At 47.4% G+C, this 23,722-nt stretch carries 20 protein-coding genes; 6 read left to right on the forward strand and 14 right to left on the reverse strand.

What is annotated here, in order from left to right:
* The first annotated feature begins 160 nt into the window (after positions 1-160).
* Together FC26_RS03890 and FC26_RS03895 are read left to right on the forward strand one after the other, a co-directional pair.
* A complete protein-coding gene (locus FC26_RS03890; protein WP_057777984.1) occupies positions 161-910 on the forward strand; it encodes a gamma-glutamyl-gamma-aminobutyrate hydrolase family protein in 750 nt (249 codons plus the stop codon).
* Between the two features lie 93 nt (positions 911-1,003).
* A complete protein-coding gene (locus FC26_RS03895; RefSeq protein WP_057777985.1) occupies positions 1,004-1,489 on the forward strand; it encodes an Lrp/AsnC family transcriptional regulator in 486 nt (161 codons plus the stop codon).
* 44 nt (positions 1,490-1,533) lie between these two features.
* On the opposite strand, the gene pepF is transcribed toward FC26_RS03895, so the two are convergent.
* Complete coding sequence (gene pepF / locus FC26_RS03900; RefSeq protein WP_057777987.1) at positions 1,534-3,345, reverse strand: oligoendopeptidase F; 1,812 nt, start codon at positions 3,343-3,345, stop codon at positions 1,534-1,536.
* 15 nt (positions 3,346-3,360) lie between these two features.
* The gene (locus FC26_RS03905) at positions 3,361-4,638 is read right to left on the reverse strand and encodes a cation:dicarboxylate symporter family transporter (RefSeq protein ID WP_057777990.1); all 1,278 of its coding nucleotides are present in this window, start codon (positions 4,636-4,638) and stop codon (positions 3,361-3,363) included.
* 408 nt (positions 4,639-5,046) lie between these two features.
* Here FC26_RS03905 and FC26_RS03910 point away from each other — a divergent pair, with 408 nt between their 5' ends.
* Complete coding sequence (locus tag FC26_RS03910; protein ID WP_057777992.1) at positions 5,047-6,213, forward strand: iron-containing alcohol dehydrogenase; 1,167 nt, start codon at positions 5,047-5,049, stop codon at positions 6,211-6,213.
* A gap of 157 nt (positions 6,214-6,370) precedes the next feature.
* Entirely contained in the window at positions 6,371-7,033 is a 663-nt protein-coding gene (locus FC26_RS03915; RefSeq protein WP_057777993.1) for a Crp/Fnr family transcriptional regulator, read from the forward strand.
* On the opposite strand, the gene FC26_RS03920 is transcribed toward FC26_RS03915, so the two are convergent.
* From FC26_RS03920 to FC26_RS03960, 9 genes are all read right to left on the reverse strand, one after another.
* Positions 7,025-7,975 carry a Ppx/GppA family phosphatase gene (locus tag FC26_RS03920; protein WP_057777995.1) on the reverse strand — a complete coding sequence of 317 codons (951 nt, stop codon included), beginning with the start codon at positions 7,973-7,975 and terminating at the stop codon, positions 7,025-7,027. The two genes, FC26_RS03915 and FC26_RS03920, sit on opposite strands and share 9 nt — an antisense overlap.
* 12 nt (positions 7,976-7,987) lie before the next feature.
* Positions 7,988-10,129, reverse strand: coding sequence for an RNA degradosome polyphosphate kinase (locus FC26_RS03925; RefSeq protein ID WP_057777996.1), 2,142 nt, complete (start codon positions 10,127-10,129; stop codon positions 7,988-7,990).
* Between the two features lie 12 nt (positions 10,130-10,141).
* Positions 10,142-11,668: a Ppx/GppA phosphatase family protein gene (locus tag FC26_RS03930; protein ID WP_057777999.1), complete on the reverse strand. Its 1,527-nt coding sequence runs from the start codon at positions 11,666-11,668 to the stop codon at positions 10,142-10,144.
* An 81-nt stretch (positions 11,669-11,749) separates the two neighbouring features.
* Entirely contained in the window at positions 11,750-12,748 is a 999-nt protein-coding gene (locus FC26_RS03935; RefSeq protein WP_057778001.1) for a LacI family DNA-binding transcriptional regulator, read from the reverse strand.
* Positions 12,749-12,872: 124 nt separating this feature from the next.
* Entirely contained in the window at positions 12,873-14,321 is a 1,449-nt protein-coding gene (locus FC26_RS03940) for a UDP-glucose--hexose-1-phosphate uridylyltransferase (protein ID WP_057778003.1), read from the reverse strand.
* 119 nt (positions 14,322-14,440) lie between these two features.
* Entirely contained in the window at positions 14,441-15,610 is a 1,170-nt protein-coding gene (locus tag FC26_RS03945; protein WP_057778004.1) for a galactokinase, read from the reverse strand.
* 93 nt (positions 15,611-15,703) lie between these two features.
* Complete coding sequence (locus FC26_RS03950; RefSeq protein ID WP_057778006.1) at positions 15,704-16,708, reverse strand: zinc-binding alcohol dehydrogenase family protein; 1,005 nt, start codon at positions 16,706-16,708, stop codon at positions 15,704-15,706.
* Positions 16,709-16,795: 87 nt separating this feature from the next.
* Positions 16,796-17,632 (reverse strand): alpha/beta fold hydrolase, encoded by an 837-nt coding sequence (locus FC26_RS03955; RefSeq protein ID WP_057778008.1) that lies wholly within the window; start codon positions 17,630-17,632, stop codon positions 16,796-16,798.
* 244 nt (positions 17,633-17,876) lie between these two features.
* Entirely contained in the window at positions 17,877-18,911 is a 1,035-nt protein-coding gene (locus tag FC26_RS03960; protein WP_057778010.1) for a DUF1002 domain-containing protein, read from the reverse strand.
* A gap of 130 nt (positions 18,912-19,041) precedes the next feature.
* On the opposite strand from FC26_RS03960, the gene FC26_RS03965 reads away from it, so the two are divergent.
* Entirely contained in the window at positions 19,042-20,001 is a 960-nt protein-coding gene (locus FC26_RS03965) for a GDSL-type esterase/lipase family protein (protein ID WP_057778012.1), read from the forward strand.
* Positions 20,002-20,062: 61 nt separating this feature from the next.
* On the forward strand, positions 20,063-20,851 hold the full coding sequence (locus FC26_RS03970) for a tyrosine-protein phosphatase (protein ID WP_057778015.1): 789 nt from the start codon (positions 20,063-20,065) through the stop codon (positions 20,849-20,851).
* 51 nt (positions 20,852-20,902) lie between these two features.
* Here the strand turns inward: FC26_RS03970 and FC26_RS03975 are convergent, their stop codons facing one another.
* From FC26_RS03975 to FC26_RS03985, 3 genes are all read right to left on the reverse strand, one after another.
* Positions 20,903-22,231: a hypothetical protein gene (locus tag FC26_RS03975; RefSeq protein ID WP_057778017.1), complete on the reverse strand. Its 1,329-nt coding sequence runs from the start codon at positions 22,229-22,231 to the stop codon at positions 20,903-20,905.
* A gap of 21 nt (positions 22,232-22,252) precedes the next feature.
* On the reverse strand, positions 22,253-22,921 hold the full coding sequence (locus tag FC26_RS03980) for a DUF4867 family protein (protein ID WP_057778019.1): 669 nt from the start codon (positions 22,919-22,921) through the stop codon (positions 22,253-22,255).
* 115 nt (positions 22,922-23,036) lie between these two features.
* Positions 23,037-23,705, reverse strand: a complete 669-nt coding sequence (locus FC26_RS03985) for a transaldolase family protein (RefSeq protein ID WP_057778022.1) — start codon at positions 23,703-23,705, stop codon at positions 23,037-23,039.
* Positions 23,706-23,722 lie beyond the last annotated feature (17 nt).

The following is a 23,722-nucleotide window of genomic DNA, read 5'->3' on the forward strand; positions in this document are numbered from 1 at the left end:
ATCCCGCTCAAGTTAATAATCAAAAGTTCACGGTGGGCTTTATATCACTTGTAGTTCTGATTTGGTTGACATCCTTAGCAATTTAGCATACAATTCTTGCAATTTAAAAGTTTACATATCACACCGTTACCAATCACACAACTCTTAGGGGGATCACATATTGAAACCAAGAATCGCTTTGCCCGCTGATACATTCACTGAGGCAACTAATATCATCAACCAGCGAAACGCTGAATTTGCCCCTTATCAGGCAATTCAGGCCATTACTAAATCGGGCGGTATTCCGATCATTCTGCCAACCATTGATCCAGCCGATGCTCCCGCATACATCGATTTATTTGACGGCCTCCTGATGCTGGGCGGCTTTGACGTCGATCCAACATTCTTTAACGAAGAACCGCATTATGAGCTGGGGGAAACTTACCGAAAACGCGATATGTTTGAAATTGCCCTTCTAAAAGCTGCAATTGATGCTGGTAAGGCCGTCATGGGGATTTGTCGGGGGATGCAGGTCATTAATGTCGCCCTTGGTGGCACGTTATACCAGGACCTGTCTGAAGACCCTCAGGCGCGACTTAAGCATAGTCAGCTTGCACCCGGTAATTTACCGACCCATCACGTAACCGTCCAAGATGATAGCCTACTCTCCACGCTGATCAGTAAGCGCAGCTACGTCAACTCCCGCCATCACCAGGCCATCCATGAACTGGCGAGTTCCCTCCACACGGTCGCCACGGCCGATGACGGTGTCGTGGAAGCCATCGAGTCGAAAAAAAACAACCAAGTTTTGGCGGTGCAATGGCATCCTGAAAACATGTACAAGCATAATAAGGAGTCTCAAGCGCTTTTCGCTAATTTTATCCAGAGAAGTAACGACGTCAAAACACAGTCGCAATTTCGAACAGCTTAAGAATGTTAATCAGATCAGCTCTCATAACCCCGATCCGGTTTGTTTTATTTCATAATAATGGTAAAATAGCTTTTAATTTAAAGGAGTGATCGCATGGACCAAATTGATCGTAAAATTTTAAACCTGTTGCAAGAAAATGCTCGGATTTCATTAAAGACCATTTCTGAACACTGTTTCATTTCCTCCCCCGCCATCGCAGCACGGATCAATCGCCTCGAAAAACAAGGCGTGATTGCGAACTACCAAACGACGATAAATTACGAAAAGTTGGATTACCATGTCAAAGCCTTTATCCGTCTCCAACTCGACCCGACGCAAAAAAAAGACTTCTATCCTTATGTTCGTTCCATCCCCAACGTCTTGGAATGTAACTGCGTCACGGGTGATTACTCTGAACTCTTAGAAGTGGTGTTTGAATCCACTGCCGCCCTTGATGAATTCGTGAATGGCCTGCAGAGTTCCTTTGGTAAGACCAGCACACAAATCGTCTTTTCCACGAGCGTCAATCGGCGTGGCTTAAAGCTTGGTGACGACGCCACCGCTAATACCCCTGAAATTGAAAAGAACGCTGCTAAATAGTTGCAGTAAAAAAGCCCCACGAAATTTCGTGAGGCTTTTTTCTTTTACTTTAATAGCAGGGATTCAATCTGATCCAACCGTTGTTCAAAGACCTTGAAGGCCTCCTTCAAATACTGGTCGGTCGTCACATCGATACCGGCGTGCTTCAAGATATTCACTGGATAGTCCGAGCCACCGGCCTCTAGAAAGCTAAAGTAGTTTTCTAATGCGTGGTCCTCATGTTGCCAGACTCGCTGCGACAATGCCGTTGACACCGCTTGGGAGGTCGCATATTGATAGACGTAGTAGTTCATATAGAAGTGCGGAACATACGCCCAGCTCTGCGTTCTCGTCCCGGTTTCGGTGACTGATGGGCCATAGTACTTATTGACCAAATCACCACTAATCTGATCCAGGTAATCGGCAGTCAGCGTGGTGCCCGCCTGCTGCGCTTGGTAGGCTTGATGCTCGAACTCAGCAAACTGGGTCTGCCGATAAATCGTACCAATGAAACCAGTAATATATTGTTCTAAAATAAAGATCAATTTTTGCCGATCATCTTGATACTTCTCTAACAAATAGTCCGTCAAAATATTTTCGTTAAAGGTCGATGCCACTTCCGCCAGAAAAATGGGGGCATCGGCATATTCAGATGGTTGTGCCTGCGATGAAAAATAGCTATGCATGGCGTGACCAGATTCATGCGCCAAAACCGACGTACTATACAGCTTATCGGTCCAGTTCAGTAGAATAAACGGGTTCGCATCATAAACGCTAATTTGGTAGCCGCCAGACCGCTTGCCTTTATTTTCGGCCGCATCAATCCAGCGATGGTCAAATTCCTGCTTGAGCCCCGCCGTATAGCGTGGTCCGAGCACACTCAACGCATCCAAGGTCATTTGCTTGCCTTCCTCAAAGGTGGTCTTCAGCATATCCGAACCGGCCAACGGAACGTTCAAATCGTACTTGTACATCGTATCTAAGCCGAGAACCCGCTTTTTTAGTGCGTACCACCGGTGAGCCAATGATAGATGGTCATTAACGCTTTTAACTAACGTATCATAAACGCTCTCATCGATGTGATTACCTGACATCGCCGCTTGACGGGCACTGTCATAATGCCGAATTTGCGCCTGCATGTTCTGTGAATCAACAAAACTATTAAATGTTTGGGCAAAGGTATTTCGTAACTTTTGGTATGGTTTTTCGTAAGCTAACGTTGCTTCCTTACGAACCTCACGGATTTGCGATTCGGTAAACTGACTCCGATTACCATGCGTCAACTGAACGAGTTTGCCATCGTCATTGTGGACCTGTCCGAAATCAAGATCCGCGTCATTGAGCGTGTTGTAAATTTCTTCAGAGGCGTCCAGTGACTTTTGCGCCCGACTCAGTAGTTTTTCTTCAACATCCGAAAGGACATGGGCCCGTTGACTCCGCAACTTTTTCAGTAAAAATTCAAATTCAGCCAGTTGGGGTTCAGCTTGTTGAAACTGTGCCAGCTGTTCATCGCTAATGGCTACAATTTCAGGTTCCAAAAACGCCATCTGGGCCCCCAGTTTACTGAGGGTGTTCGCAGCCTCCCCAAACACACTTACGGCCGCCGTATCCGTTGTATCGCTATCCCGGCGCATAAATGCGTAGACATATTCACGTTCCAGTTGCTCGTCAATTTGTTTTTCCGCTTGAAGCGCATTAAGCAGGTTCTGGGCGCTTTTTCCGACCTGCCCTTCTAGCTTCACAAAGTCGGTCACTAAGGCAACCGTTTGCTTTAAAGCGGCTCTCATTTCATCATCCGAATCAAATAGCAGGGTTAAGTCCCACTTCAACTCATCAGCAACTTCACTACGGTTTGGTAATTGTTTTGTCTCAGCCAATCCAGATCAATCCTTTCAGGCGTTTTTAATTTCTTCTAAATATCGTTTATTTTTCTCAGCATCAAATTCGTGCTCTGATTTACCGATCACGATGGTGGCAATCGAGTTTCCGACCACGTTAACGGATGTCCGCGCCATATCGACAAACCGGTCAATCCCAGCAATAAAGGTCAGGCCAGACATCGGCACACCGATCGTTGAAACCGTGGCTAGTAAGACCACGAATGAGGCTCCTGGCACCCCAGCCATCCCCTTGGACGTAATCATCAACACCACGAGGAGTGTAATTTGGTGCCCAATTGTCAGATGAATGCCATAGGCCTGTGCTAAGAACAGCGCGGCCAATGATTGATAGATGGCCGAGCCATCCAAGTTAAAGGTATAGCCCGTCGGAATCACGAACGATACGATCCCCTCACTGACCCCATACTTTTGCATTTTGTTGATCAACCGTGGCAATGTTGCTTCTGAACTAGCCGTTGAAAAGGCAATCAAAAACTCTTCTTTCACTACGCTCATCAACGTCCAGAACTTAAACTTGAACAGATGTGCCACCAGACCCAAGACGACTACGATGAAAAAGGCCATGGTTGCGTAAGTGACTAACACGAACAATCCTAATGGTAATAATGCGCTAATTCCCATTTCAGCCAGCGTCATTCCAATCAAGCCAAAAACCCCGATTGGTGCAAATTTCATGACCCAGTTTGTTACCTTGAACATGACTTCCGAAACCGCCTGTAAGAAGTCGGTAATAATCTTACCGCGTTCACCAATGGCTGCGGTTCCGAGCCCAAAGAAGACAGAGAAGAAAATAACTGGCATCATGTCGCCTTCAGAAAGGGACTTGAAGAAGTTGGTCGGGATAATGCCCAACAGTGTGTCCCAAATTCCCGTGTGTGACGCTGATTTGGCCGTCGCCATATACTTAGAAATATCCGTACTTTGTAATTGATGTATGTCGATAAAGGTCCCGATTTGTGTGATATTCCCAACAATCAGTCCGATAGCAATCGCAATGGTGGTCATAATTTCGAAGTAGATCAGCGTTTTCACACCAACCCGGCCCAACTTATGAATATCACCCATTCCGGCAATCCCGACGGTTAAACATGACACCACGATAGGTAACACGATCATTTGAATCAAACTAATGAAAATTGTTCCTAAATTAGACATGACCGTAATCGCAGTTTGGTTATGGTAAAAAATAACCCCAGCAATAATTCCTAAAATCAATCCGATGACAATTTGCCATCCTAAACTTAAACGCATTGATCGATAGCGACGCATGAGCAACTTTTCCTCCTATTGCTATATATGTAAGTTTCCGAACATTCACAAGTTTATCACACTTATAAATCAACAGTATATACCCTATATCTTTGAATGCGCTTTAAATTGCCATTTAATTTTAATTTTCTTTAGCATTGGTCTATTCAATTCCTCATTTTCGATCGTGCAAGCGATTGCACACTCGTCATTGTATATCAGTACACAATTTTCATTTTATTTAAATTGGTCTAGTTTTAATGAAAAAATTTGCATATTTTATTGATAAATAGGGGTTGAAAAATGTAATTATAAATAATACAATACAAACGTAATGAAAATGATGCATGGAATAGTTTCCTATTTCAGTTAATTTTCACCGTACTTGTGAATTAATTTCCAATAATTAACTTCTGGAGGAATTTTATAATGGTAGAACCTAATACAGACTTTATGATGCCCAACGTTAACTTCTTTGGCCCTGGTGTGATCAGCAAAATTGGTGACCGTGCTAAGATGCTCAATATGAAGAAACCTTTAATCGTAACTGGCCCCTTCCTGCGCCAAATGGAAAATGGCCCGGTTAAACAAACCGAGGCATCATTAAAGGCTGCCGGTGTTGACTACGCATTCTACGACCAAGTCGAACCAAATCCTAAGGTTCGGAACGTTGAAGCAGGTAAGCAAGCCTACTACGACAACAATTGCGATAGCATTATTTCTGTTGGTGGGGGATCATCACACGACTGCGCTAAGGGGATTGGTATCGTGCTCACTAACGGTGACGACATCACAAAACTCGCCGGAATCGAAACCTTAGAAAACCCATTGCCACCACTCTTCGCTGTTAACACAACTGCCGGAACTGCTAGCGAAATTACCCGTCACGCCGTTATTACTAACGAAGAAACCAAGCTGAAGTTCGTTGTCATTTCATGGCGTAATGTTCCATTGGTATCATTCAATGATCCGCTGTTAATGCTTGACATTCCTCGGGGCTTAACGGCTGCAACCGGGATGGACGCTTTAACCCACTGTGTGGAATCATATGTATCAACCCACCGCAACGACATCACCGATGCCCAAGCCATTCAAGGCATCAAGCTGATCAGCAAGTACTTGCCACAGGCTTATGCGGATGGTCACAACGTTGAAGCTCGTACGAAGATGGCCGAAGCGTCATTGCTCGCCGGAATGGCCTTCAACAACGCCGATCTCGGTTACGTTCACGCCATGGCCCACCAATTAGGCGGCCAATACGACGCCCCTCACGGTGAATGCTGTGCAGCCTTAATGCCAACCGTTGAAAAGTGGAACATCGTCTCCGCACCAGAACGGTTCGCTGACATTGCACGCTTCATGGGCGAAAACGTCGACGGTTTAAGCGTTTGGGATGCCGCCCAAAAGGCCATTGATGCGCTCCAACGGATGTCAGACCTTGTTGGTATTCGGACCGTTAAGCAATTAGGCGCTAAACCAGAAGACTTCGAACTATTAGCAGAAAACGCTTTGAAGGACGGCAATGCCGGTCCTAACCCTCGTAAGGGATCAAAAGAAGATATTGTTGCTTTGTTCAAAGAAGCATACAATAGATAAGCAGAAATAATATAAAACAGTGGTTCTCCTAAGCCGGCGCTTGGAAGAACCACTGTTTTTAGTTTTCACGGGCCGGCTTTTTACGCTAGCCGCTTTGCTCCACATCCGGTTCATTTCGTGCTATGCTTGCATTAAACACTTGAAAGGAAGGGTCAATATGCCACATCACAATTGCGTTTCGCTCGTGCCGCTGTTTAGTCAGTTAACTGAATCCGAACAGGCCACCATTGAATCTATCGTTCACCGTCACCACTATCAGGCTGGAGAAACCATTTTTGCCGCCGGTGATCCGATGGACGCCTTAATGATCGTTGCCAGTGGTCAGGTGAAAGTCTTCCAGTTGGCCGCTAACGGTAAGGAGCAACTTCTTTACCTGCTCACCACGGGCGACTTTGATGGTGAAACGGCCCTGTTTTCTCAAGCTAACCACAATTCTTTTGCCCAGGCCCTCATGCCGACGCAAATCTGCCAGATTAACCGGCCCGAATTTCAGCGACTAATGCAGAAGTATCCGACCATCAGCCTGAATCTGCTTAACGAGTTTGGAAAGCGGCTGACAGATCTTGAAAAACGGACCACCAAGACAGCAACCACGTCCGTCGAATCACGGCTAGCCGATTATCTGGTGGAAACCGCCGCCCAGTTTGAGAGTCAAAACTTTAAATTACCACTTAAAAAGAAGGATCTGGCCACCTATCTTGGTACGACGCCGGAAACCATTAGCCGCAAACTAGCGGAGCTCGAACAACGCGGGATTATCACCCAAACTGGTAGTAAACAAATCCAGATTAACGATGAATCCGCACTGGAACTACTTTAGCTGATCGTGATCCTGACGTTCCGTAATGTGTTCGAATAAGATTCCTTCCCGTACCCCATTTTGAGAAAAGAATACCCGATCGGAATCCAGATAGCGCAGGATCGTCACAATTGGGGTAATTCCTCCGGCAATAATGTCGGCCCGATCGCGAGCTAATCCCGGAATGTCGCGCCGCTCAGCCAGGTTCTTACCAATGATATCAGCATACACCGTCTCAATCTGGTCAACCGCCATGCGGTATCCATGAATGTCCTCGAAGTCTAGTGCCTTAACCTTTTTGCGATAGATCTTCGCCAGGGTGCGGTTGCTCCCACCGAGGGCCACAATGGGAAGGTTCTGACCACGATGGAGCCACCAAATACCGTTAAAGAGGCGGTTCACAAAGGTCGTTTCCCAGAATAAGTCCTGCGCTCGGAGGACATCCGTCCGGTTCTTAAAGAACTGTTCGGAAAGGTTCACCGCCCCAATCGGGAGGCTCACTAGATTCTGGGCCTTCCCGTTTTGCACGAGCACCAACTCACAGCTTGCCCCACCGGTATCCATGATGACACAGTTGGTCACCGGTAACGTATTGATGACGCCCAGATAATCGTAATGGGCCTCCATCGTCCCCGTAATGACTTCCAACTTGAGGCCATCTACTTCTGCGGCCACGCGGGCCAAAAATTCCTTTTGATTTTTGGCCATCCGTACGGCCGCCGTCGCAACCGCCCGCAACGTGACGTTAGGTAATTGCTGATAAACTTCTTGAAAATCCTTTAAGGCCTGAATGGTTCTGTCCATCGCAGAATCCTTCAAGGTCTTTTCTTCACCCATATTTTCTGACAATCGGACCATGCGCTTCATTCGTTGAACCACCTGATAGCTCCCATCATCATGAATCTCGGTCACCGTCATGCGCGCCGAGTTAGACCCCAAGTCAATGACTGCCAAATTTTCCATTGTGTGTGCCTCCTAGTCGAATTTATCCTGCGGTTTACGAAGCGGCTCAAAGGTGGTCCGTTCCTGCTTCACGGCCTGGTCGACCTCATGGACTCGTGCCGCATTTGCCTGAGCCATCAGTGCTTCCTGCACCTCAAACGGATCTAAGCCCCGCCGATCCACCTTCTGATAAGTGCCATCCGCCATTAATACCCGAGTCTTCAGGTTATCTTGCCACATCCAATCGTAAATTTGGATGATCTGGGCTTTAATATCAGCTTGCAAGACTGGAAATAGCAGTTCGACCCGCCGTGACAAGTTGCGGTTCATCATATCCGCACTCGACAAGAAAAGGCGTTCCTGTCCATCGGCGTAAAAATAATAAATCCGGCTGTGTTCAAGGAATCGGCCGACGATCGAGTGAACCGTGATATTGTCACTGACGCCCTTAATTCCCGTCTTGAGGCAGCAGATTCCCCGCACAATAATATCAATTTTTACGCCCGCAGCTGATGCTTGATAAAGCTGATCGATGATTCGCGGATCCGATAAAGAATTCATCTTCATTCGAATTTTTGCTGGCCGGCCAGCTTGAGCCGCCTTGATTTCATCTTTAATACGTTCACCCAAAAAATCACGCATCGTCAGTGGGGCAATGTTGAGCATTTCAAACCGGCGCGGTTCCGAGAACCCTGACAGCATGTTAAAGATATTCGACGCATCCACGCCAATGCGGGTATCCGCCGTGAAGAGCCCCATATCCGTGTAAAAGTTAGCCGTCACATCATTATAATTGCCCGTCGCCATGTGCACGTAGCGCTTAATACCCGCACTTTCGCGACGAACCACTAGCAATAGTTTACAGTGTGTCTTCAATCCTTTTAAGCCGTATATCACATGACAGCCTCGTTTTTCCAATTCGTGCGCCCAATGCACATTATTCTCCTCGTCAAACCGCGCCTTCAGTTCCACTAGCACGGTGACCTGTTTGCCATTTTGGGCAGCCTCACCAAGGGCCTTGATAATGGGGGAACGGCTCGACACCCGGTACAGTGTCATCTTGATCGCCAGCGTATCGGGATCCTGGGCGGCCTGCTGAATAAAGCTGACCACCGGTTTAAAGCTGTCGTACGGGTGGTGTAAGAAAACATCCCCCCGAGAAATGGTCGTAAATAGGTCATCCGTTTGTAGGGTCTTGGGTAAGAATGGGTGAAACGGCGGGGACCGTAAATCAGCGTGATCCGTGACCGCCTTTGCAAGCTGACTCATGGCGTGCAGATCGATGGGCCCGTTAATTTCGTAAACATCGTCTTCCCGAACATCTAGTTGCTCGGTCAGCCACTTCCGTAAGTTTTTCCCCGTCTTGGCCTCCAGTTCCAGCCGCATCACCTTGGTATGCTCCCGCATGGCAAGCTGCGACACAATGTCTTTCATCAGATTAGACGTGTCGGTCTGCGCGACGTCAAAGTCCATATCACGGATAACCCGCAGCGTCCGAACTTCTTTGACCTTGTACCCCGTAAAAAGTTCGGCAATGAAGGGCTTAATGGCCTCTTCGAGCAGTAAAAATTGATTATCGCCGGGCAACTGAACAATCCGATTAAAGACATCGGGCACCTGAACGAGCGCGTAACGTCGCTCTTTTTTATCGTCTTCGGGCAATAACAAACTATTTTTCGCCAGCCGTACCGCTAGATACAACGCATTGTTTCCAATAAACGGAAACGGCCGCGAACTATCGACCGCCATCGGGGTTAGCACCGGATACAGGTCCTGATGAAAATATTGACTCACATACATTAATTGCCGTTTCGATAGGTTTTCGTAATCTAGCAGCTCAATCCCAGCTTCCATTAACTGTGGCATTAACGAACGGGACAGCGTGGAATACTGTTTCAAAACCTGTTGGTGAATTTTAACGCTCAGCGCCTTCAACTGCTCTGCTGGTAACATCCCCGCCGCATCATGATTATCATAATTAACGGCCTCCATTTTTCGTAATGACGCCACCCGAACCATGAAGAATTCATCTAAATTACTTTGCGTAATTCCCAAGAAATTAACGCGTTCCAGGAGTGGATTGCGTTTATCACGGGCCTCATCCAGTACCCGATCGTTAAAGTCGACCCAACTTAGCTCACGATTAGTAAAATATTCTGGTTTTCTATATGACATCCTAACGCCTCCCTATCCTTTTAATCGGTTACTCTTCAAAACGGCCTTCAACCCATAAACTTTCCGGAAAAAGTTGGCCTTATGCTGAAACGTCCACTGCTCAAGGGTGATCGCCCGGGTTGACTGTGCGGTGATCACCACCTGATCCGTATCCAAATGCAGGCTAATCTTGGAAATCTTGGCCTGGTGGCTATCATCAAGTGCGTCGGCAAGCCGTAAAATCGCCGATAGCTTCGCAATTCGGAGCCGGTCTGCGGCACTCACCTGATGCATCTGGCTGAGGTCAAGCGAGGGTGCCGTTGCACTGTGATATCGCGCTACAGCCGCAACCACCGTTTGTTCGGCCCGGTTTAATCCCAAAATTTCACTGGCAAGAATAATGTATTCCGAGTGAAACGAATGACGATGGGCATCCAGAAAAACCCCGGTATCCTGTAAGATTGCTGCCAATTGCAGTAATAAGCGCTCTTCTTTCCCCAGCCCATGCAACTTTTTTAGACGGTCAAATAGCTGACCAGCAAATTTAAGCACCTGTTGTTGGTGTTGCTGATCCACCCGGTAGCGCTGAGCAATGCACTTGGCTTCATCAATGACAACCTGATTAAAATCCCAGTTCGTCTTTAAATGCCCTTTTTGATCACTCAAATGGACCATTAGCCCGTCGATCAACTTAATATCCGTTAAACAAATTTCCTTAACGTGCAGGTGATCAAAAATTTGGTCCAGCAGCAAGAACGTCGGGGCCACTTCAGCGACTTCCATTTGTGGGAGGTGTTCGGCGAGGTCTTGATCCGACTGTTTCATAACTTCGCTAAACCGCTGATCAAACTGGTCGTGCGTAATGCTGGTATCGTGCTTGTGCGTGGGAATCATCTCTTCCAACAGGGTCAATTTCGAGCCCATCAAAATCACCCGGTCAAAGTGGTGGGTGGGCATCATGCGCCAAATATCCATCAGTTTTGAGGAAAGGTAATCATCCAGCACTTCCTCATAGGAGGCCACCTGCCGCTCCATACCTGCTAAAATTTGAGCAACTCGCAGGGGGCCTAATGGCAGTTCCCTAACCAGTGTTACCCGCTCTTCTTCGCACACCATCATCGTGATGACACTAGCCCCAATTTGAATGAGGATGGTCCCCTTACTGGCCATTTTTTTAAAGTGGGGCAACAACACGGCACTCGCTTGGAAACGGTACATCAATTCCTCGTTAACCGTCAGTGGCGTCATCGTCAGACCGGTTTGAACGTAAATTTGATCCTGCACAAAGCTGATATTTTCAGCTTGCGAAACCGCGTGACTGACGACTACTTGCGTCTGCTCAACGCCATCGTCATGAATTAACTGCTGGAAATCCCGTAACTTGATGATCGCCTCGTCCACCATTTGGGGATCAATACCGCCCGAGGTAAAAAGATGGTCGCCTAAAACGACTGGTGCACTGGCCTGCTCAATCGTTTGCAATGATTTCAAATCTACAATTCGTAAATCGATACTCTGTGCGTTAATCACAATAATCGCCTGTAAAACCGATTGTGCCATGATGATTACCTCCTAATGAGTTTAAAAAAATCCTTGCTAAGGAGACAGATTGTCATCTGCCCGTTAACAAGGATTAAGTGTTTATTTCGTCGTTTGCCGCTCGATTAATCGCGTCCCTAATACGACTTTTTTAGTAAAGTCACGGGGAGCGTTTTGCTGTTCAACCATTAATTCGACCGCACTTTGCCCCATGTCCTTCGTCGCCACGTGAATGGCAGAAAGGCCTGGATAGACGTAATTAGCAATGGTTGTATCATTGAAGCTGATTAGACTGACCCGTTCCGGGATTTGAATTTTGGCTTCTTGTAACGCCTTAAGCGCCCCAACCGCCATCGGATCGTTCGCCACAAAAAAGCCGTGGGGGAGCCGATCACCCAGCGTTTCGATTGCGTGTTTCATCGCCTGGTATCCCGCTTGTGATGTAAAATCACCCTCGAAGACAAAATCAGGGTTATAGATGCCCAGCGCCGTGACCGCCTTCACGAAGTAATGATAGCGTTGATCATTAATCGTTTGTTTTTGGTCCGTCGTTTTCTCGGTACCGTAAATCATCCCAATATCATTGATCTCGGCTTGCTGGAAGCGGTCAATGACCATATCAACTGACTGTTCGAAATCCGTCACGACGCTATCGCAGCCGTGCGAAAGCCCATCAAAATCAACCAGAACAACGTTACTGGAAATCCGTTGTAACTGGCGAATTTGGTTCGGACTAAACTTTCCCAACGCAATAATGCCGTCCACGCCCGCTGGAATTTGATCGAGACTACTCTCGTAAATCGAAATGGCTTTGTAACCCACCTGCTGGCAATGCTCCTCAATGCCCATTCGAATCGACATATAGTACAGATCATCGAGTTCCTGACTTTGGGTGTACCACTGCACTACCGCAATCCGCTTACTGGGGGTCTTGGTAGCTGGCCGCTTATGCTTGGTATAGTTAAGCTCTTCGGCAATTTCAAAAATCTTCTTACGCGTCAAATCATTTACCGAAAGGGTCTGATCATTGTTGAGCACTCGAGAAACCGTTGCTAACGAAACGTTAGCTTTACTGGCGATATCTTTTAACGTTACTGACATTGTAGATCACCCCTTTCTGGAATTTGATTATTCTTCTTTACATGATAATTTTAACTTGCTCTAAAATAATGGTCGGCAAGCAGCGTGCTTAAATGCCTAACCGCTTTCACGCTACATCCTTATTCTATATTGTCTGCACGAATTTTGCCAATGCTTCTTGCCCTTTATCGTCATTTTTAAAGACGCCGGCGTTTTCTAGCACCTGAGCAAAGACATCTGCCAGCGCCTGTTCCATAACGTCGTCCACGTTGGTTGCCGTAATGGCCTGCTGGGTCTTGATTTGATTGGCCCATGGTTGGTGGTAGGCCGCAATTTCATTGGCATCACCCAGCCAGTACTTTTTAACCTCTTGCATTTCCGTCTTAAGTCGTGCGGGTAAGATTGCACGACCCATAACTTCGATCAGGCCAATATTTTCCTTTTTAATGTGGGCCACTTCATCGTGGGGATGGAAAATACCGTTCGGATACTGTGCCGACGTATTGTTGTCGCGCAAAACAAGGTCTAACACATAGGTCTCTTTTCCCCGGTGCATAATGGGAGTAACCGTATGATGACTCGTATCATCGGTCGTTGCGACCACGCTGACACTCGGATCGCTATACTGCTTCCACGCCGTCATGATTTTATCGCTCAACGCCACGAGCTGGTCAGTATCGGCACTCACTAGGCGAATATCGGTCATTGGCCAATTGACCACCCCGGCTGTCACGTGCTCAAAGCCGGTAAACGTCAACGGCGTTTTAATCGTCGCCTTCATCATTGGGAAGATATGCCGACCGCCTTGATAGTGCTCGTGTGCCAACATTGATCCCCCGACAATCGGCAAATCAGCGTTACTACCGACAAAATAAGCCGGAAAAGTCTGTTCAATTTGAATTAAATTTTTAATCGTTTGCGCGTTAATTTGCATGGGTTCATGCTTCGCATCCAGAAAAATACAGTGTTCGTTGAAGTAGGCGTACGGTGAGTACTGAAATCCCCATTCCTGTCCGCCAACTTCCATCCGAATAATACGGTGGTTGCTTCGTGCGGGGTAGCCCAACCGGCCTAAATAACCTTCATTTTCCATACATAACTGACATTGTGGATACTGTGCACTCGTTTGTTGTGCGGCCGCGGCAATGGCCTTCGGATCCTTTTCTGGTTTAGAAAGGTTAATCGTAATCTCCAAATCACCGTACTGCGTTGCCCGACTAAATTCGACGTTTTTCTTGATTGCCGCTACTTTGATGTAATCATTTTGTTTACAAAAATCGTAGAAATAAGTCGTGGCATCTTCAGGCGCTGCTTCGTAACGTTGCCAGAATTCACGGTTCATCTGTGCCGGCGTGGGCGTCACTAAATCCATTAATTGATCGTTGAGAATTTCACGGTCGGTAATCGTGCCTTCGATTTTGCCATTGGTAACGGCCAAATCGATGAGTTGATCCTTGACCTGCGCACCGTCTTGGACCGAGGCGTCTTGATCTCCCACCAGCGCCCGGATCTTATTGATCACATAGAACCGATCCATTGGGTCATACGTGCCACTTTGAATCACCGTTTCTGCAAACTGTTCAATTAATTTCATCTTATTACTCCCTCTTACTCATCTTTTACGCTAACCACTAGTGTGCCATGAAAAGTGCTGTAAATCAAAGATTGTGCCAAATTAGCTTGGCACAATCTCGGTCATCTATTTAAAGATTATTATAGTTGTTGAGGACCGCCCGCAATTTCAGCATCGTAGAAGTCCGCTTTGTAACCAATCTTGTCTTCATACACCCGACCAACATTTTGCTTGAAGGCCGCTACTTGGTCCTTCTTCACGATCGCAATGCCGCTACCACCGAAGCCACCGCCGATCATCCGGGCGCCCAAAACGCCTGGTTGTTGCCATGCCGTCTCAGCAAGCGTATCTAATTCAACACCCGAAACTTCATAGTCATTTTTCAATGAAACATGTGAGGCGTTAATTAGGCGCCCCAATAGTTCCAAATCGCCGTTCAACAAGGCATCTCTCGCCTGTAAGGTCCGTTGATTTTCAAGTACCACGTGACGGGCACGACGAATCAACGTGTAGTCGCCGATTAAGTATGAGTATTGATCGATCTGATCGTTCGTTAATTCGCCCAAATACTTAATATCGAGGGCTGATTGCAGCCGTCTAACGGCTTCTTCGTTCTGTGCGCGCCGTTCGTTGTATTTGGAATCGGCCAATGAATGTTTCTTGTTCGTGTTCATGATGACCACAATGTAGTCACCCAGTTCCAATGGATAGTAGTTGTAGGCCAGCGTATTGGCATCTAACAAAATGGCGTTGTCCTTCTTACCCATTCCAACCGCAAACTGATCCATAATACCTGAGTTCAACCCGATATAGTCGTTTTCAACCTTTTGCCCAAGCTTGACCAGTGTCAGTTGTTCGACATCCAAGTCGTATTCCGCCTTAAGAATGTATCCCATCAATAGTTCAATCGAAGCTGACGAGGAAAGGCCCGCCCCGTATGGGAGGTTCCCATGAACTAACAGGTTAAAGCCATGATCAAAGGTGTATCCCGCCTTACGGAGTTGCACGATCATACCCTTTAGGTAGTTGGCCCACGTTTTACCGTTTCCCTTTTCGGGTTCGGCATCGTTGATATCAAAAGAAACAATCGGGCTGTCGGTCATGTTAGCTGACGACATTTCAACCTTCGTATCTGTCCGTGGTGCGTACACCCCATAAGTCCCAAGGCTGATGGCACATGGGAACACGTGCCCACCGTTAAAGTCGGTATATTCCCCAATTAAATTAATCCGACCTGGTGAAAAATACACACTCTTGCCAGCTTCATGAAAGACTTGCTCGTATTCTTGTAACAATTGTTCCTTATTCATCGTTTTTCCTCCTACCAAATAAAGCGGTTACATTTTAGTAAAATTTTACTAAAATTACCGCGACTTGTCAAGCTTTCTTCATGATTATTCTCTTTAAAACGAGGCTTTTAGGACTAACTTACCAATCATCGTGCCCCGCTCAACAATTTCATGCCCTTGGTGCAGTGTTTCGGCTGTCATCGTCTCAATCGTTTGGGTGCGGGTCGACCGCAATGCGCCACGATCAAGTAACTGCGCCATCTCGGCCAGAATCCGTCCCTGGCTGGTCATGTCAACGCCGTATTTTGCCTTTGCAAACATAAATTCCCAGTCAAAACTGGCTGCCTTATCCTTGAGCATTCCAAGTGGTAGTGCTTGTTGAGACTCCACAATCGAACCCACGTGTCCGAGGGGGGTCACTAATTGAGCGGCAGCTTCAAAATACGCTTCCGTGGTGTGCAGAATCATAATATTATCAATTTGATTTTGCCGATCGGCGAGTTGCTTCGTCAAACTTTCGTGATGATCAATGACTTCGTCGGCCCCCATCTGCTGAACCCAGGTCACGGTTTCTGGTCGATGAGCGGTCGCAATCACGTGAAACCCAGCCCACTTAGCCAACTGAATCGCGGCCGAGCCGACACCACCGGCGCCGTTGATGATCAGCACCGTCTTTTGTCCGTTGGCCCCCTGAGCAAACGGATTATGAAACTTTTCAAACAGTAGCTCATACGCTGTCAGTAAGGTGAGCGGCATGGCAGCCGCATCTTCATCGGACAACTTGGCCGGTGCCAGTGCGATTAAGCGCGCATCCACAAGCTGGTATTCTTGATTGGCGCCATCACGCTGATTACTCCCCGCATAAAAGACCCGATCGCCCACTTTAAACGCCGTGACCTGATCACCAACCGCAGTAATTGTCCCGACGGCATCGTACCCGAGCACCTTCAACTCGGTCTGATCCGTGACCTGCCGCACCTTTGTATCCACCGGATTCACCGATACGGCCTGGACCTTCACAAGAACATCCGTGCCCTGCGCTGTTGGAACGGGCCGTGTTTCCGTTGTAAACGTCTGCGACTCAATATCCGTTCCTTGGTAAATGCCAATTGCTTTCATTGTATTACCTCCAGTTTGTTATTGGTTGAATGATAGCACGAAATCATTTTTACTGGTTACTTTTTACGTTAATTTTTACACTAAAATTCAAAAAAACTTTTTAATTAATACCGCAACTTCTGCTGCATGGGTTTCCAGTGCAAAATGGCCCGAATCCAATAAGTTAACTTGTACATTATTATCATCACGCTGAAACGCTAACGCGCCCGGATAAATAAAAGACGGATCATTCTTTCCCCATACCGCTAGTAATTGTGGTTGATAACGGCGCAAATAAGCTTGAAATTGCGGATATAATTTAATATTATTTTGATAATCAAAAATCAAATCCAATTGACGTTGTGCATATCCCTCACTATGCGTATACGCAATATCGAGTGTATAACCATCTGGAGATACCTGATTCGCTTGTGTTCCTGTTTGATATTGCCCCTTAATCGTCGCTGGTGCAAACGCAGACCGGTAAACATCACGTTTAGTGGGCGTTGGATTCTGCCAAAAATCTTTTCTTTGTGCCCATTTTTCTCCCAAGCCTTCTTCATAAATATTCCCATTTTGACTGATAATGCCTCGAATCCAATCTGGATGACGTAAAGCTATCCGAAACCCAATTGGTGCTCCATAATCAAATACGTACATATAGAAGAAAGTATCATTTAAATTGATCATAAACGTCTCAATGATTTCAGAAATATGATCAAATGAATATTCAAATTGTTCATGATCTGGCGCACTTGATTGACCAAATCCAGGAAAATCGGGTGCAATCAAATGATAGCGATCTGCCAGCCGCGGCATTAAATCTCGAAACATATGACTAGCGGAAGGAAAACCGTGTAGCAACAACATTGTCGGCGCATCTGCCGCTCCCGCTTCCCGATAAAAAATATTTAATCCCTGTACTTGAATTGTTTTGTACTGCATTTTTACCACTCCAATCGATCAGTTTGATTGATATTACATTTGTTATACGAGGTAAATAATCATTTTGCAACCGCATTTGTTTTCAAAAACCTTTTGCCTAATTCTGTGACTTCAACCACATCGGTTGCTAGTGCCCAATGGCAACCAATTTTCTCGCAAGCAACACCAAAGCGCTAACCACCAAATTCAGGTGATTAGCGCTTTTAACATCTAGCATGTAGCTCTTCGCCACACTTTTACAATTTTAATTAAAGAGTCCTTCTACAAACGCCACAATCTTCGCCCATGTTCTTTGGAAGAGGTTACCGTACTTGGCCATTAGCGCCTTGCCATCCGAACTGTTCGCAAAGTCACTCAACTTAGCCATGGCACTCCCAACACTATTTTTCACCGACTTTGTCACGTTTGTAACGTTACTAATATACGTCTTCGATGACGATACCGGTGCTTTTTGCACCTGAATCAACGCGTTCACAATCGTTGTCTGGGAACTAGATGGGGTACTGTCATCAATGCCGTACTTCTTCAACGCCTTGGCCAACATTTCTTGGACTTCGGCCTTGGTTGCATAATCATTGTCATCTTGCCGTTGCTGAGCTAGTTCCTTAGAAACTGACCCCACTGCGGCCATTAATTTCCCAGGATACTTGCTGTCATCACTGTTAGCATCGATCGCTGGTTGGGTCGCTTCCAACACGCTGTTCGCCGCAGACGTATTTTCCGAACTCAGTTGAATCCCGTCCGTAGCCAACGCCTTGTATACCCCGGCCAGAGCAGCTTCACCAGAAACCGCCTTATTGGCCGTCACGGTAATGATCACATCATTGACCCCGGCCATGGTAGCCACCATCGCATACTGTTGTGCAGTAACCTTGGTAATGTTGCTGTTTCCATCGTATTTGACGATGTTGACCTTCACACCCGTTCCCGGATCAGCCGGTGCAATGGAAACCGAGCTAATCATCGCGGCATCCGACGTTGTCCCGTTACCAATATATTGATTGTAATCGCTCGCCGTTGACGTCAGCGTCTTGTAATTGTCGCTGATTCCAAGCGCACTGCCAATCGACGAACGATCGCTTTGGGCCACCCCAGCTCCGTACACCACGTACGCACTCGACAGGGCTTTCGTTTGGACCGCTTGACTGCTACTTGATTCATCAGTAGTATCTGAAGAAGAAGTGGTCGTCGTATCCGCGTGCGCCGTTACTGCGGGCACCACGATTGCTGCTAATAATAATGTCACCATCACTAACGCTAAGCGTTTGATAAGCTTCATGATTTTGTACCTCCTAAATGATGCTCCTATTTTACCATTTCACCATTAACACCGGGGGGCCTTAATCGTAAATTAATCGAATCTCCGTCGATCTTAACCAATAATTAACGAAAAGAATGGAAACTTAACTATGCTCACTCAAACTTTATCTGCCGCCCTGCTTACGACCCACACTAGACTTCTCGGCCGCTGGAAACTCAAACCCTGTCACGGGGTTGACACCCTCTACACGACCAACCTGGGCAGTACGCTCCGCTTTCAAATTCAACGAGCCACCACGTTGACCGTGAATTTCTTCAATAATGGCAATCCCTTTGGTGCCGCGCAGGTCATCGGCATCCGCGTGGATGATCACTCGTGGCAACACTTTGCGACCAACCACATGCCCGCCACCATCCATTTTACCGCAGCCCACCACGTGATTGAAATCATGACGGTTGGCAACACCGATCTCGATAATGTGTGGCTGGAACAGGAAGGGTTTGCCCTGCAGTCCATCACCACTGACGCAACCGCCCAGATTCAGCCCACCCCACCACGACCGCATCTCACTTGGATTGGTGATTCGATTACCGCTGGGTGCTGGGTCCACGGAAGACGACCGGCTCAAGATTACGCGGCCGACACTAACTATGCCGCCCAGTGTAGTGATCACTTAGCGTGCGATAGCTGTCGCATTGCCTACTCGGCCGCCGGCATCATCCGCGGCGGCACCGGTCATGTCCCCGCAGCCCCTCAATTTCTGACCCATCTTGACCAAGACACTGTTTGGCAGCCCACGGCTACCGATTTAGTGGTGATTAACCTCGGGGTCAACGACCGGCAATACTTCGCTGACGATTTCGAGAGTGTCCTGCGGTCCTTCTTACATCAGGTTCAAGACTGTTTTGCCGCGCCCATCATGGTCATGGTGCCCTTCGCACAAGTCTTTGCCCCCGTTTTTCGAGCGGTCATTCATGAGCTGCCTTCAATCACGCTCATCGAAACCGCCGACTGGGCCCTTACCTACACCGATCGTCTCCACCCCGATCAGCACGGTTCAGATATCGCCGGACGCCGGTTAGCACAAGTATTGCGACCCTATATCTAGTATTTTTCCGCAAGGTTGACTACAATGAATAGGTAGAAATCAAAGTAAAGGCGGGCATCTCATGACAACTAATCGGCTGTTACCAATAAAAAACGGACGGAACTTTCGCGATTTAGGTGGCTATCGCACAGTGGACGGTCACACGGTCAAATGGCACCGGCTCATTCGTTCGGGTCACCTTAACACGCTGGACCAACCCGATCTGGACCTATTAGCCAGTCTCAACATCACCCTCGACGTGGACTTTCGGGCCCCTGGTGAAATTAAGGCGCAGCCCGATCACGTCCCAGTCACCGCCACCTATCACCAGCTATCCGTCTTCCAGACCGATCGCACCGATGCTTCCCATAGCCAAGAAGAAATTGAAGCGGAATTTTCAGATGATCCTCAGGCTGGCTATCACCACATGTTGCAGGTCTACCGCGAAATGGTAACGGCCAGTAAAGCCAAAGCGGCCTACCAATACTTCTTTGACCTGTTACTCGACAGTGACCCCGAAAGTGCCGTTCTCTTCCATTGCACCGCGGGAAAGGACCGGACGGGGATGGGCGCCATCTTGCTGTTGTCCGCACTCAACGTGGATCGTCAAACCTCGATCAACGACTATCTGTTAACCAATCAAGTCAACCAAGCGCTCCTTGACGGGGTCGTTAAAAAAATCACTCAGGCCGGGAAATCACCGGCCTTTGCTCAAAACACCCTCTCCTTAATGAGCGTCTCCCCCGATTACATCGGTACCGCCCTGCAAATTATCGATCACGACTACGGTAGTATTCGTCACTATCTGAGAGCCTACCTCGGAATCACACCGCAAAACATGCGTGATTTACAAAAACGCTATCTCGACTAAAAACTCCCCTGAACGGACACCGTCAAGTGCCTGTCAGGAGAGTTTTTTCAATTAGTATACAACGGTCTCAATTTTTAACAGTTTGCCTAGGGCCACAATATCAGCCACATAGTCACCGTAGACGACGGCAAAGTGGGATTCGTAGCCGTGTTCTACAAACTGATCGACCAGCGTTGCGACCGGCTGATCCATTTGAACCCGACCAGAAGCCCCATTAAACTGGGCTTCCGTATCTAGTACCGTCCCCTTAGTCACGATCAACTGGTAGCCATCGGCGTTGTAGTGAACTCGTAAGAAGGTCACTTCGCCCGGTTTCAAAACCATTTGGGGACTAACGGGAACCTTGCGATTAGGATGAACACTCGCCTCAACCCCATACTTCGGGTTGGCTAGCGAATAGGCCCCGTAATCGTGCCACGTGGTTAAGGTATTATCACTTAGATCCATGCTGGATAGATCGCCCAAAAATACTGCATCACGTTGTTGCGTCATTTGTTGCAAAATGTACATCGAAAGGGCGCCATGAATATCACATTCCATCGCCGTCGGGAGTTGTTGGTCGCTAAGTTGTGACCATACCGCTCCGGGAGCACTATGATACTTGTCAAAAAAGTCTGGCCAGCAACGGGAGGCCAAGGCACCAAGCTGATCACGTTGCTGGTATTGCCGCATGAGCGTCGCAAACTTCACAAACCGGATCGTCTCATCCCCGTCAGCATCCAACCCTTCAAAGTGCGCGATCGCGTAGTCGAGCTGGTCTTGATACTGGTCGGGTGTCAATGCAGCCGCCTGATCAAAGGCGGTATCAATTTCGTAGTGCTTCAATGTCGTTCCAAAATGGTGTTTCAATTCTGCAGCATCCGCATCAGAGAAAAAGAATCCCGGTGGATAGGTCCCCACCACGCCAATATTCAAATCATTCAAATCGGCCTTAATCTGAACTGCTTTAGCAAACGAAGCAATTTTGTGGGCGACCGCCGGCTCATCTGGATTACCGTAAATATGCTCAAAATCATGGTGTTGGCTTACCAGATAATTACCCGAACTAATAATGCCGGTCAATGCATTCAGACGTAGCCAACCGTGAATGCTGGGTTCACACGGTGCCAGTAACAAAATGGGCGTCGTCGGATAGTACCGGTGCACCATTTGAATAAACTCCGCATCCGTAAAGGTCGTATTATGGAAAATAATGCCGGCCACGGATTCGTTTTGAATCGAGCTGAGAAAATCACCTAGTTCAGACGGATCACCCAGCGCCTCTTTAGGCGCAATGAGGTCATAATCTGCGAGTTTCTTAAGCGTAGTTTGCATGATTTGTTCAGCCGTCGCGGCATCAAATTTGCGCCGCACAACTGGTAAATATAATAAGTTACTCATCGTCAGTCCTCCTTGGATTGCTTAATCAATTGTCTTAATCATCAGGTTCGTTCCGGTCACCCCGATCAGGGCCCCGTTAGTGACCATGCGTTCATTTTCAGCATGGGTAATCAGCCACTTATTGTATTGGAACAGGGTCTCGTCTGCGGCATGCCCAGATGCTAGTGGCGTGTTTGTCCGCTCGGTTAGGATCACCAAGCACTTAAACCCAGCTTGCCACACCCGGCATGGCGCAAAATGCAGCGTCGTCGGATAAACTTCGATCGCCGTCCCTTGCGGAACAAAGAAGGCTTGCGCCCGATCTGTCGTAATCGTCGTCCCGTTTAAATCTCGTCGGTGTGCCAAAAATAAAATCATATCAGTCGCTGCCAGATTCAGCTCCGAGCAATTATGCCATTCAAACGCGTTCAAATGATCACTGTTGCCGTTGCAGTAGCCAATTTCAATCGGCTGTTCCCCGTAAAATTCGCGTGCAATCGCCGCTTTCTTAACCTCTGCTAACAGGGTTGGGGCATCACGAACGTACTGGTTTTGAGTGGCCGGAATAGTGGTTAACGTCGTTAGATTTTGATTTAATTCATCCTGATGAGGTAGTGTGATGACCTGTCCGTAAAGGGCAAACGTGTCATCAAATACCGAATGAATGGTTAAAGATGGATTAGCTTGTTGAATTTTTTCTAAGGTTGTCATGGTTCCCCTCCTCCTTTTTCGATTCACAAAAGTTCTGCTGCGACTTTGCCTGCTGGCCCAATGAGCCCACAGGAAGCGTGGCTCGTCACCTGTCAATTCGTGTGACTCACTCGGGTTACTGAGCACCCTTGGTATGATCCCAGGCGTCTTGAAAGGTCTTCAATCCGAGGTCGGTATACGGATTACTGAAGCTAGCTTCGTACACAGACAGCGCACACGTAACGATATCCGCCCCGTAAATGGCCGCCTGCTGGAGCTGCTTAGCCGTTCGAATCGCGGCAACAATAATTTCAGTGTCAAAATCATACCGGTGATAAAGATCCACAATGTCTTTAACGTAGGCTAAGCCGTCATCCCCGTAATCTTCCTTCCATCCCACAAATGGTGAGACGTACTTGGCATGAATTTTACCGGGCATAATCGACTGGGCCGGCGAGAAGACTAACGTCATGTTCGTCCGCACCCCTTGCTGTTCCAGTTGCCGGGCAGCAATAATACCCTGCTGATTGGTCGGCACCTTGATTACAAAGTTTGGCGAGAGCGCACTAATTTCTTTCGCCATCGCCACCATTTCAGGTGCCGTTTCTAAGTGGGGATTAATCTCCACTGAGACCGGAAAATCTGGCTTATCAACCACGTAGTTAGCAATGTCCGTAATCGCTTGTTTAAAGGACTTCCCGCTGTTCATAATGTGCTTGGGATTAGTTGTCACCCCATCAAAACCATATTGTTCATAAGCAATTTTAATTTCATCTAATTTGGCACTATCTAAAAAATATTTCATCGTTAAACTCCCCTTTG

It is taken from the genome of Paucilactobacillus vaccinostercus DSM 20634 (genome assembly GCF_001436295.1).
GTDB classification, from domain to species: domain Bacteria; phylum Bacillota; class Bacilli; order Lactobacillales; family Lactobacillaceae; genus Paucilactobacillus; species Paucilactobacillus vaccinostercus.

What these genes read in the sequence shown, in the direction of transcription:
- FC26_RS03895 (WP_057777985.1), top strand. Translation starts at nt 1,004, where the DNA reads ATGGACCAAATTGATCGTAAAATTTTAAACCTGTTGCAAGAAAATGCT.
- FC26_RS03905 (WP_057777990.1), bottom strand. Translation starts at nt 4,638, where the DNA reads ATGCGTCGCTATCGATCAATGCGTTTAAGTTTAGGATGGCAAATTGTC.
- FC26_RS03910 (WP_057777992.1), top strand. Translation starts at nt 5,047, where the DNA reads ATGGTAGAACCTAATACAGACTTTATGATGCCCAACGTTAACTTCTTT.
- FC26_RS03915 (WP_057777993.1), top strand. Translation starts at nt 6,371, where the DNA reads ATGCCACATCACAATTGCGTTTCGCTCGTGCCGCTGTTTAGTCAGTTA.
- FC26_RS03920 (WP_057777995.1), bottom strand. Translation starts at nt 7,975, where the DNA reads ATGGAAAATTTGGCAGTCATTGACTTGGGGTCTAACTCGGCGCGCATG.
- FC26_RS03925 (WP_057777996.1), bottom strand. Translation starts at nt 10,129, where the DNA reads ATGTCATATAGAAAACCAGAATATTTTACTAATCGTGAGCTAAGTTGG.
- FC26_RS03930 (WP_057777999.1), bottom strand. Translation starts at nt 11,668, where the DNA reads ATGGCACAATCGGTTTTACAGGCGATTATTGTGATTAACGCACAGAGT.
- FC26_RS03935 (WP_057778001.1), bottom strand. Translation starts at nt 12,748, where the DNA reads ATGTCAGTAACGTTAAAAGATATCGCCAGTAAAGCTAACGTTTCGTTA.
- FC26_RS03940 (WP_057778003.1), bottom strand. Translation starts at nt 14,321, where the DNA reads ATGAAATTAATTGAACAGTTTGCAGAAACGGTGATTCAAAGTGGCACG.
- FC26_RS03945 (WP_057778004.1), bottom strand. Translation starts at nt 15,610, where the DNA reads ATGAATAAGGAACAATTGTTACAAGAATACGAGCAAGTCTTTCATGAA.
- FC26_RS03950 (WP_057778006.1), bottom strand. Translation starts at nt 16,708, where the DNA reads ATGAAAGCAATTGGCATTTACCAAGGAACGGATATTGAGTCGCAGACG.
- FC26_RS03955 (WP_057778008.1), bottom strand. Translation starts at nt 17,632, where the DNA reads ATGCAGTACAAAACAATTCAAGTACAGGGATTAAATATTTTTTATCGG.
- FC26_RS03960 (WP_057778010.1), bottom strand. Translation starts at nt 18,911, where the DNA reads ATGAAGCTTATCAAACGCTTAGCGTTAGTGATGGTGACATTATTATTA.
- FC26_RS03965 (WP_057778012.1), top strand. Translation starts at nt 19,042, where the DNA reads ATGCTCACTCAAACTTTATCTGCCGCCCTGCTTACGACCCACACTAGA.
- FC26_RS03970 (WP_057778015.1), top strand. Translation starts at nt 20,063, where the DNA reads ATGACAACTAATCGGCTGTTACCAATAAAAAACGGACGGAACTTTCGC.
- FC26_RS03975 (WP_057778017.1), bottom strand. Translation starts at nt 22,231, where the DNA reads ATGAGTAACTTATTATATTTACCAGTTGTGCGGCGCAAATTTGATGCC.
- FC26_RS03980 (WP_057778019.1), bottom strand. Translation starts at nt 22,921, where the DNA reads ATGACAACCTTAGAAAAAATTCAACAAGCTAATCCATCTTTAACCATT.
- FC26_RS03985 (WP_057778022.1), bottom strand. Translation starts at nt 23,705, where the DNA reads ATGAAATATTTTTTAGATAGTGCCAAATTAGATGAAATTAAAATTGCT.